Annotated in this window: 8 protein-coding genes; 5 read left to right on the top strand and 3 right to left on the bottom strand. The window is 69.9% G+C overall.

Annotated elements, in window-relative coordinates; genetic code table 11:
* Window positions 1–269: 269 nt before the first annotated feature.
* Window positions 270–1,310, bottom strand: a complete 1,041-nt coding sequence (locus AC08OV_RS20335; protein WP_476620123.1) for an Acg family FMN-binding oxidoreductase — start codon at window positions 1,308–1,310, stop codon at window positions 270–272.
* 267 nt (window positions 1,311–1,577) lie between these two features.
* On the opposite strand from AC08OV_RS20335, the gene AC08OV_RS20330 reads away from it, so the two are divergent.
* The 5 genes from AC08OV_RS20330 (at window position 1,578) to AC08OV_RS20310 (ending at window position 7,683) form a co-directional block, all read left to right on the top strand.
* On the top strand, window positions 1,578–2,237 hold the full coding sequence (locus AC08OV_RS20330) for an HhH-GDP family DNA glycosylase (RefSeq protein WP_476614620.1): 660 nt from the start codon (window positions 1,578–1,580) through the stop codon (window positions 2,235–2,237).
* 130 nt (window positions 2,238–2,367) lie between these two features.
* A complete protein-coding gene (locus AC08OV_RS20325) occupies window positions 2,368–2,937 on the top strand; it encodes a type 1 glutamine amidotransferase domain-containing protein (RefSeq protein ID WP_476614621.1) in 570 nt (189 codons plus the stop codon).
* A 428-nt stretch (window positions 2,938–3,365) separates the two neighbouring features.
* Entirely contained in the window at window positions 3,366–5,831 is a 2,466-nt protein-coding gene (locus tag AC08OV_RS20320; RefSeq protein ID WP_476614622.1) for a HelD family protein, read from the top strand.
* 207 nt (window positions 5,832–6,038) lie between these two features.
* Entirely contained in the window at window positions 6,039–6,896 is an 858-nt protein-coding gene (locus AC08OV_RS20315; RefSeq protein WP_476620122.1) for a MurR/RpiR family transcriptional regulator, read from the top strand.
* 58 nt (window positions 6,897–6,954) lie between these two features.
* Window positions 6,955–7,683, top strand: coding sequence for an HAD family hydrolase (locus tag AC08OV_RS20310; RefSeq protein WP_476614624.1), 729 nt, complete (start codon window positions 6,955–6,957; stop codon window positions 7,681–7,683).
* A 160-nt stretch (window positions 7,684–7,843) separates the two neighbouring features.
* Here AC08OV_RS20310 and AC08OV_RS20305 read toward each other — a convergent pair whose 3' ends face one another.
* Both AC08OV_RS20305 and AC08OV_RS20300 read right to left on the bottom strand, forming a co-directional pair.
* Complete coding sequence (locus AC08OV_RS20305; protein WP_476620121.1) at window positions 7,844–8,110, bottom strand: hypothetical protein; 267 nt, start codon at window positions 8,108–8,110, stop codon at window positions 7,844–7,846.
* 147 nt (window positions 8,111–8,257) lie between these two features.
* The coding region (locus tag AC08OV_RS20300) for a hypothetical protein (RefSeq protein WP_476620120.1) at window positions 8,258–8,547 on the bottom strand (290 nt) is incomplete at its 5' end.

The following is an 8,547-nucleotide window of genomic DNA, read 5'->3' as shown; positions in this document are numbered from 1 at the left end:
GGGTACGGCCGGGGTCGACCGGGGTCGACCGGGGCCCGGGCGGGGGAGTCTCCCGGGAACGCCGCGCCGCGTCCCCGGGAACCCCCCGAGTCACGACCGAGCCGTCGCGGACCTCGCGACACCTCCGATTGCCGGTCGGTCCACCGGCGACCCGGTCTGGTCCCCGATCAAAGCGGCTGGCGGCCCACACAACCCCGTATCTGTGCGGCTTTCGCCGAATGTGTCAGGAAGGAACGCTGCACGGCCGAACGCTGCACGGCCGAACGGTGCTACGCCCGATCATCCGACCCGACGACCTCCAGGACCTCGTCGACGTCCCGGCGGGGAGTGGGGCCGAGCGGTTGTGCACCCGGCTCGGGATAGCCGGCCCGCAGGATCATCTGGACGTGCCCGAGACCGCTGGTGGTGCCGCGGAACTGCTCCCGCATGCCCTCGACGTCGATCGCCTGCGACATCGGCGACGAGGCGAGACCGAGCAAGGTGGCGGTGAGCAGCACACGCTGCATCGCCTGCCCGGCGCGCAGCCGGTCGGCGGTCGTGTCCGCATCGGTGCCGATGATCAGGATGCCGGGCCGTTCCACACCCGTCTCGTCCAGCACGGTCCCCGCCTCGCCGACCACGTCGAGGTCCCGCATCGGGAACTCGGACTGGCGCGGGGCGTCGGTGTGGACGACTGCGCTGCGCGGGATGCCATCGGCCGACGTGGACCCCGTTCGACTCCACGAGGCCAGTTCCTCCCGGTAGGCCACGTTGTGCGCCTCGATCCAGTCCGCCCGGGACAGCAGGACGCTGACCTGGACGCGCAGCTCCGGGTCGATCGGCGCGGTGAGCCAGCAGCCCTCCGCCTCGGCCGCGGCACGCAGGCGGCTGATTACCTCGGCCGGCAACGGCTGGTCGTCGAACGGCCGGCGATCGGTGTGCCGCCGCGGGATGGCATCGGCCAACGCCCGCTCGTCGTCCTCGGCAGGCTGATGGCCGATCACCGAGATGGTGGCGAGCGGGGCGGGGCGGAAGTCGTCGACGCCGTCGGGTAGCGGCTCCACCACGGGGACCTCGCCGCGGGCCCGCAGCGCCAGCCGGGCGTTGAACAGCGCCGCTCCGCAGCTCAACAGCATCTGCCGGCCCTCGGGATCGGCGACCTTGAGCTGGCGGGTGCTGTCGGCGAGAAGGGTGAGCCGGCCTGCCTCGAGGCGCCAGCGCCACGGCTGCGTGTTATGGATGGACGGCGCCGCGGCGGATGCGGCGACCACCTCCCGAGCCAGGTCGGGAGTCAGGGGAACCAGTACGGACCGTGCTGCTTTGGTGGACATCTCAGCCTCCCTTCTCTCAAGTGTCTACCCCCAGCCTGCCCTCCCGACCGGGTAGAGGGCATGTGCCGAGGGGAACAGTCGGGGCGGACCAACGGCCGGCAGGCGGGAGTCGGGCGTCGGGTGGCGGGGCGTCGGGTAGCGGGCCCGAGGCACCGCCGCGGACGTGGTGGGTGGGTACCGCCGGGACGGCACGGGCAGGGCGGAGTGCGTGTGCGGAGCGCATGGGCGGGGCGGAGTGATGGCGGGTATCGCGGGTAGCCCCACTGCATGGCTGGAACCGACACAGAGGCGGTGCTCGCCGAACTGCTCGCCCGGCATGGGCGGACCTACGCCGACGAGATCGGCGCCGACGTGCCGGCCGACACCGCGGAGGCGATGTTCAGGCTGATCGTCTTCGCCCTGCTCGCGAGCGCACGGATCCGCACGTCGATCGCGGTCGCCGCCTGCCGTTCCCTGATGGACGCCGGCTGGACCGACGCCGCCGCCATGGCCGAGGCGACCTGGGAGGACCGTACCCGGGTGCTGAACGGCAGCGGGTACGCGCGCTACGACGAGAGCACCTCTCGGACATTGGAGGCGGCCTGCCGTTACCTGATGGACACTTACGACGGTGATGTCCGCCGGCTGCGGGATGCCGCCGAGCACTCCCCGGACCGGGAGCGGGAGCTGCTGCAGAAGATTAAGGGGATCGGTCCGGTCGGTGCCGACATCTTCCTGCGCGAGGCGCAGGCGGGATGGGACGAGCTGGTGCCCTACCTCGACGAAGCTACCCGGAGAACGGCTGGAGCCCTCGGGCTGCCGACCGGCCCGGCGAGGCTCGCCGCGCTGGTCGACCGGCAGGACTTCCCGCGGCTGGTCGCTGCGCTGGTGCGGGCGCGTCTCGAGCACGACGTCACCGACCTGCGGGAGGCGGCGAGCAGGCCCTGACGCCCGTCCGGTCCCGACCCCAGCTGGCGAGACAAGAGCAGACAGCAGGCAGACAGCAGGCAGACAGGAGTCAGACAGCAGGCAGACGGCAAGCAGACAGCAGACAGGAATCAGGCAGGAGGACGTGTCGATGACGACGCACGACGACAGGATTCAACGCAAGATCGCGTTTTTGGTGGCACCGGAGGGCGTCGAGCAGGTCGAACTCACCGAGCCGTGGAAGGCCATCGAGCAGGCCGGCCTGAGTCCGGTGCTGGTGTCGACGGAGGGAGGCAGGGTGCAGGCGTTCCGGCACCTGGACCCCGCGGACACCTTCCCGGTCGACGTCACGGTCGCCGAGGCGGATCCCGCGGACTTCGACGCGCTGGTGCTGCCCGGCGGAGTCGCCAATCCGGACGAGTTGCGGTGGCAGCCGGGTGTTGTCGAGTTCGTCCGGTACTTCTTCGATGCCGGCCGCCCGGTGGCGTCGATCTGCCACGCTCCCTGGACCCTGATCGAGGCGGACGTGGTCCGCGGACGGCGGATCACGAGCTGGCCGAGCCTGCGCACCGATCTGCGCAACGCCGGGGCCGAGGTCGTGGACGAGCAGGTCGTCATCTGCCGGTCCGGGCCGAACACGCTGATCAGCAGCCGCAGGCCGGATGATCTGCCGGCCTTCGACGGCACCCTGGTGGAGCATCTCACCTCGGTGGGCGTCTGATCACCTCGGTGGACGCCCCAGTTCGGGACGCCGTTCACCGTGGATGCGAAGGAACCGCCGGAAACGGCTCCTTCGCCCGGGCCGTCTGCTACCTCGGATCAGGTTGGTCGCTACCCCGCACCAGGTGGATCACTGCGGTGTATCCCGTCGCCGGACATCCGTAACCTGGAACAGCGATGATGCGGCATTCCGGCCGCCGTGCCGGCCGCCGTGCCGGCTTGCCGTGGTTGCCGTGGTCGTTCGTGGACACGCCGTCGTTGTCGTGGACATGTCGTTACCAGGGTGGGGTCACCGGAGCCGGGTCACCAGGCGGGCCGGGAAGATCTGCCGGGGAGGGGCTGTTACTCTCCCTGGCTCACCTGACGGCGTCGGCCCGCAGCCCGGGAAGCCGCAGCCCAAGAATCCGACCGCGACTGGGAGGAGAGCCGGTGCCGACCATGCAGGACGTCGAGCGCGCCCGTGAACAGGCGTACCTGGACACGCTGTACATCCGGTTGGACGAGGTCCGCGAGATCACCCGTGGGCAGCTGCGCCGGGTCCTGCTGGAAAGTGGCACGGGCACCCCACAGTCACTCGTGGAACGGGACGTGTTCGCGGCGACCCACGCCGACCGGCTCGCCCGCCTCGACGCCGCCGAAGGGCGGCTGTGTTTCGGCGCGATGGACCACGCCGACGGGCGCCGGACGTACATCGGCCGGATCGGCCTGTCCGACAGCGAGCAGGAACCGATCCTGGTGGACTGGCGGGCCCCGGTGGCCACCGCCTTCTACCGGGCGACGCTGGCCGATCCGCACGGTCTGGTGCGGCGGCGTCATCTGCGGACCAAGGGCCGGGAGGTCACCGGCATCGCCGACGACCCGTTGAGCCTGCCGGCCGGCACTGGCACCGGCACGAGCGAGCCCGGCGGGGTGACGGCGTCCGGCGACACGATGTTGCTCGAGGCGCTGGCCGCGCCCAGGACCGGGCGCATGCACGACATCATCGCCACTCTGCAGGCCGAGCAGGACCGCATCATCCGGGCGCGGGCGAACGGCGTGCTCGTCGTCGACGGTGGACCGGGGACCGGTAAGACCGCGGTGGCGCTGCACCGTGCCGCCTATCTGCTCTACAACGACCGGGCTCGACTCGACCAGTCCGGCGTGCTGATCGTGGGGCCGAGTCCGGTGTTCCTGCGCTATATTGACCAGGTGCTGCCCTCCCTCGGGGAGACCGGGGTGATCTTCGCCACGCCGGGACGGCTCTTTCCCGGGGTCGACGCGCACGGCGTCGAGGACGTCGCAACCGCTGCGCTCAAGGGTGATCCGCGGATGGCCGAGGTCATCGCCGCCGCCGTCAGGGACCGGCAGCGGCTGCCGCGGCGAGAGGTACTCATCCCCTACGACGATCACATGCTGCGCCTCGGTCGCGACACGGTCGCGCGGGCCCGCACCCGGGCGCGGCGCAGCCGCCGCCCGCACAACTCGGCCCGTCGGATCTTCCTGCGCGAGCTGTTGGCAGAGCTGGCCACCCAGGTGGTGAACCAGATCCCGGGCGGGCTGCTCGACGCCGACGAACGCGGCCAGATCATCCGGGACCTGTGGTCGGCGGAAGAGGTCCGTACGGTGCTCGATGGCCTCTGGCCGCTGCTGACCCCCCAGCGGCTCCTCGAGGAGCTCTTCGCCGATCCGGCGGCCCTGGCGCGTGCGGCGGGTAGCCGGCTCACCCCGGCGGAACGATCTCTGCTCGAGGACCGGCGGACGGCCGCAGCGTCCGCCCGGATCCCGGTGCAGCGCGACGGCGTGGGTACGGCGGGTACAGCGGCCGTCGATCGGGTCGAGCGGGCCGAGCGGGCGTGGGCTCCGGCCGATGTGCCGCTGCTCGACGAGGCCGCCGAGCTGCTCGGCGACCCGGGCGAGGAGACCGGCCGCGAGACCGCCCGCCGTGCCGAGCGGGAACGCGAGGAGGAGCGCGAGTACGCCCGGGGCGTGGTGGACATGCTCGGGCTCGAGGGGCAGGTTGACGCCGAGGCGCTCGCCGAGCGGTGGAGCGGGCCGCGGGCGCGGCGCAGTGCCGCCGATCATGCCCGCGAGGACCGCACCTGGACTTTCGGCCACCTGATCGTCGACGAGGCCCAGGAGGTCTCGCCGATGTTGTGGCGGCTGCTGTGGCGGCGCTGCCCGGGACGCACGGCGACCCTCGTCGGTGACCTGGCCCAGACCGCCCGGCCGGGCGCGCCGACGTCCTGGGGGGAGCTGCTGGGGCCCGCGGTCGGCGACCGGTTCACGGTCGAGCGGCTCAGCGTCAACTACCGCACACCTCGGGAGATCATGGACGTTGCCGCCGACGTCCTGCGGGCGCAGGACCCGACGGTCTCCGTTCCCCTCTCAGCGCGTTCGGTGGGCCGTGCCCCGACGGCGGTGCGCGTGGGCGACGTGACGACCGACGATGTCCCGGGCCTCGTCGGTCTGCTCGAGACTGGTCTGCTAAAGGACAGGCGGACCTTCGCCCAGGAGCCTCCCGGGGACCTCGTCGCCGCCGTGGTGTACGCGGCGAGCCGGGCCGCGAGCGAGGTCGGTGACGGGCGGGTCGCCGTGATCTGCCGCCCGCAGGACATCCCGGGGCTGCGCGGTGCCCTCATGGCAGCCCTCCCGGATCTGGCGGTCGCGGCGGACTCCGTCGACCCCGCCAGCGCCGTCGGCAACGCTCTCGACGCGCCGGTGGCGGTGCTGAGCGTGGCGGAGAGCAAAGGTCTCGAGTTCGACGCGGTGGTGCTGGTGGAACCGGCCGCGTTGCTGGCCGGGCCGACCCGGGGGCTCGCCGACCTCTACGTCGCGCTGACCCGGGCCACCTGTTTCCTGACCGTGGTGTATTCCGGCGAGCTTCCGCCGGTACTGGGCCGACTCGCCCGGCGGTAACGTGCCCGCCCGCGGACGGGTTCCGGATCCGTCCGCAAATACCAGCTAGCCCTGCGTGAGGAGCAGCGTCGGAACAAAATTCCGATATTTTCTTGATATAAAATGTCCATCCATCGTTCATCGGAACGTTGTTCCGTGTGGCTAGGTTCGTGGATGTGACGACCAGGCCCAGGGCGACCAGGCCCAGTGAGACCGGCGCGGCGAGCGTTGCTGACGAGCCGGCTGGCACCCTTGCTGAACGGGTGCGGGGGGGCCGCCGCGGATCTCGCTCCGAGCGAGGCCCGGGTCCTCGAAGCGTTGCTGGAGCCGGGAGCGGAGATCCTTAATCTCTCGGTATCCGAGGTCGCCGCTGCCGCGGGGGTGGGGGTCGCCACGGTCGTCCGCGCGTGCCAAAGTCTCGGCTTCAAGGGTTTCCAGGCAGCCAAGATCGCTCTAGCTCAAGATCTTCTGCCGCTCGGTGAACGCCCCCGGGAGGACATCGATCCCAGCGACACCGTGCATCAGGTGCTTGCCAAGCTGGCGGCCTCGAACGGTCAGGCACTGTCGCGCGTCCCGATGAGCGTGGGCGCGGGTGCGCTTGCCGATGCCGTTGAGGCGCTCCATGCGGCGCGGCGTGTTCTTTTTCTGGGGGTCGGCACAAGCGCACCGATTGCCGCGGACGGGGCGTTTCGGCTGGCCACGATCGGCGTCCCGGCCAGCTTCCCGCCGGATGTGCACACGCAGCACGTGCAGGCACGCCTGCTCGGGCCGGATGATGTCGCGGTCGCGGTGAGTCACACCGGGGCGACTCATGAGACCGTAGGCGCTGCTCGCGGCGCACACGCCGCCGGTGCCGCGGTTATCGCGATCACCAGTTTTCACAGCAGCCCGTTGACGGAGGTCGCGACAACCGTGCTCGTCGCCGGGAGTCGTAAAACCCGGTACCAAATAGAGGCGATGACCAGCCGTCTCGCCCACCTCCTGGTTCTTGAGAGCCTTTTCATCGCTCTTCTTCTGCGGAATCCTGACCATGCCCGCATCGCGCAGACTCTGGCTGCGGATGCTCTCGATGAACACTGTTACTGATTCGTCCTACTCAATCGCTACTGATTCGCTCGGACTGTTCAGATTCTGATGGAGACAGATGATTATCTCTGGGACGTTTTCCGACCACGGCGCGAACCAGCGAACAGGGGGCAGTCAGCGGCCAGCCGCGGTGGTGTTCGACTGCGATGGATTGCTCGTGGACAGCACGGCGGCATGGGCCACCGCGTTCGACGAGGCGGCCGCGGCCGTCTCCTTCGAGTTGGACGACGCGATGCGCGGGCAGCTGGTCGGCAGCTCCGTCGCGTCGGGGGCCGCGCGGATCGCGCGCTGGGGCAACCAGGAACACGAAGCTGCCTTGATCGCATCGGTGCTTCACCGTTCGCTGCGGCAGGCGGTGAAACGTGACCCTCCTCGCGCCATGCCGGGCGCGGCCGCCCTGCTCGCTGGCCTGAGCGGCAGCGTACCGATGGCGGTCGCCTCGAACAGCCCGGCCGATGTACTCGTCGCGATGCTCACCGGCGCGGGATTCGATGTGGCGTTCGACGCGACCATCGCCGCGGACGATGTCGACCTACCCAAGCCTCACCCGGAGGTCTACCTAACCGCCTGCTCGACCCTGGGAGTTGATCCGCGCGACGCGGTCGCCGTCGAGGACTCCAGGATCGGGGCAATCGCCGCGCAGCGGGCCGGTCTGGCGGTCATCGTCGTTACCACCGGAGACTGGCCGCAGAGCACACCCCTGCCGTGGCCGGCGGAAGGACGCCCTCTCCTGGTGACCCCGTCCCTGACCGAGCCAGCCGTCATTCGCCAGCTCATGCCGTCATGACGAATCCCCCGGCGACGCAGGCGACCGGCAATGTGAACGGCGGCCGGGCGACGTCGACGACACGGCTTGGAGTACTCACCGATCTTCATCTCGCCGCTTGGTAGGTGCGGGAGGGCCCGTGGCTCGGCTGCCCGGGCGCGCCGGGCCCTCCCGGTGAGTTTCAGGCTGACCACGCTCGCCCTTCGTGGAGTGCGAGGGTGCCCTCCTGTGCCTGCGGGAAGTGTGAGCCGACCCCGTCGGTTCCTGGCTTCGACAGCTCGTTCCAGATCCACTCCCGGCTGTGGTTCGCAAGCTTGACGTCGACGTCGCCAACGCTGTGCCAGCTCGGGTGGTGTAACTGGTGCGGGCAGGTGATCGCGTCACCGAAGAACAGGATCCGCTGGCCGCCGCTGGCCGCCATGACGCTGGTGTGCCCCAGGGTCGGCATCAAGGAGATTCCCGGCAACACTTCCAACTTTTCACGGTCCAGGAGTTGAACGCTGCCGGCATCACGCAAGCCAGCAAGCGAGAGCTGCTGATCGATAATGAACTTCCGCTCATCGTCGTCGGGTGTAGTTCCTGTCAAGTGACGTGATCAAGTCGGGGTGTAGTGGTCGGCGAACTTGCTGTGATGGTTGCGGTGTTGTTCTTGCTGGAGGTGGTAGGTCCAGTAGGCGTCGAAGTCGCCGTTATCCGGATGTCCGGATGTCCGGATAACGGCGATTATCCTGATGTCCTCGTTATCCCGATGGCTCGGGCGGGACCCGCGGGCTGCCGTGGGCTGCGCGGGCCCCGCGATCGGGATAACTTGCGGCCTCCTCTGTGATACCTGCTGTCCTTCGTCTGGATGAGTCGGAACATCCAGACGAAGGGAGGGGGTCATGG

The organism is Frankia sp. CeTa3Moorea (assembly GCF_978021225.1).
Note: the sequence above shows the minus strand (reverse complement) of the source record. Positions and strands in the feature narration are given on the sequence as shown.

Excerpts from the sequence above, each read along its gene's own strand:
- AC08OV_RS20335 (WP_476620123.1), bottom strand. The coding sequence starts at position 1,310 with ATGTCCACCAAAGCAGCACGGTCCGTACTGGTTCCCCTGACTCCCGAC.
- AC08OV_RS20330 (WP_476614620.1), top strand. The coding sequence starts at position 1,578 with ATGGCTGGAACCGACACAGAGGCGGTGCTCGCCGAACTGCTCGCCCGG.
- AC08OV_RS20325 (WP_476614621.1), top strand. The coding sequence starts at position 2,368 with ATGACGACGCACGACGACAGGATTCAACGCAAGATCGCGTTTTTGGTG.
- AC08OV_RS20310 (WP_476614624.1), top strand. The coding sequence starts at position 6,955 with ATGATTATCTCTGGGACGTTTTCCGACCACGGCGCGAACCAGCGAACA.
- AC08OV_RS20305 (WP_476620121.1), bottom strand. The coding sequence starts at position 8,110 with ATGCCGACCCTGGGGCACACCAGCGTCATGGCGGCCAGCGGCGGCCAG.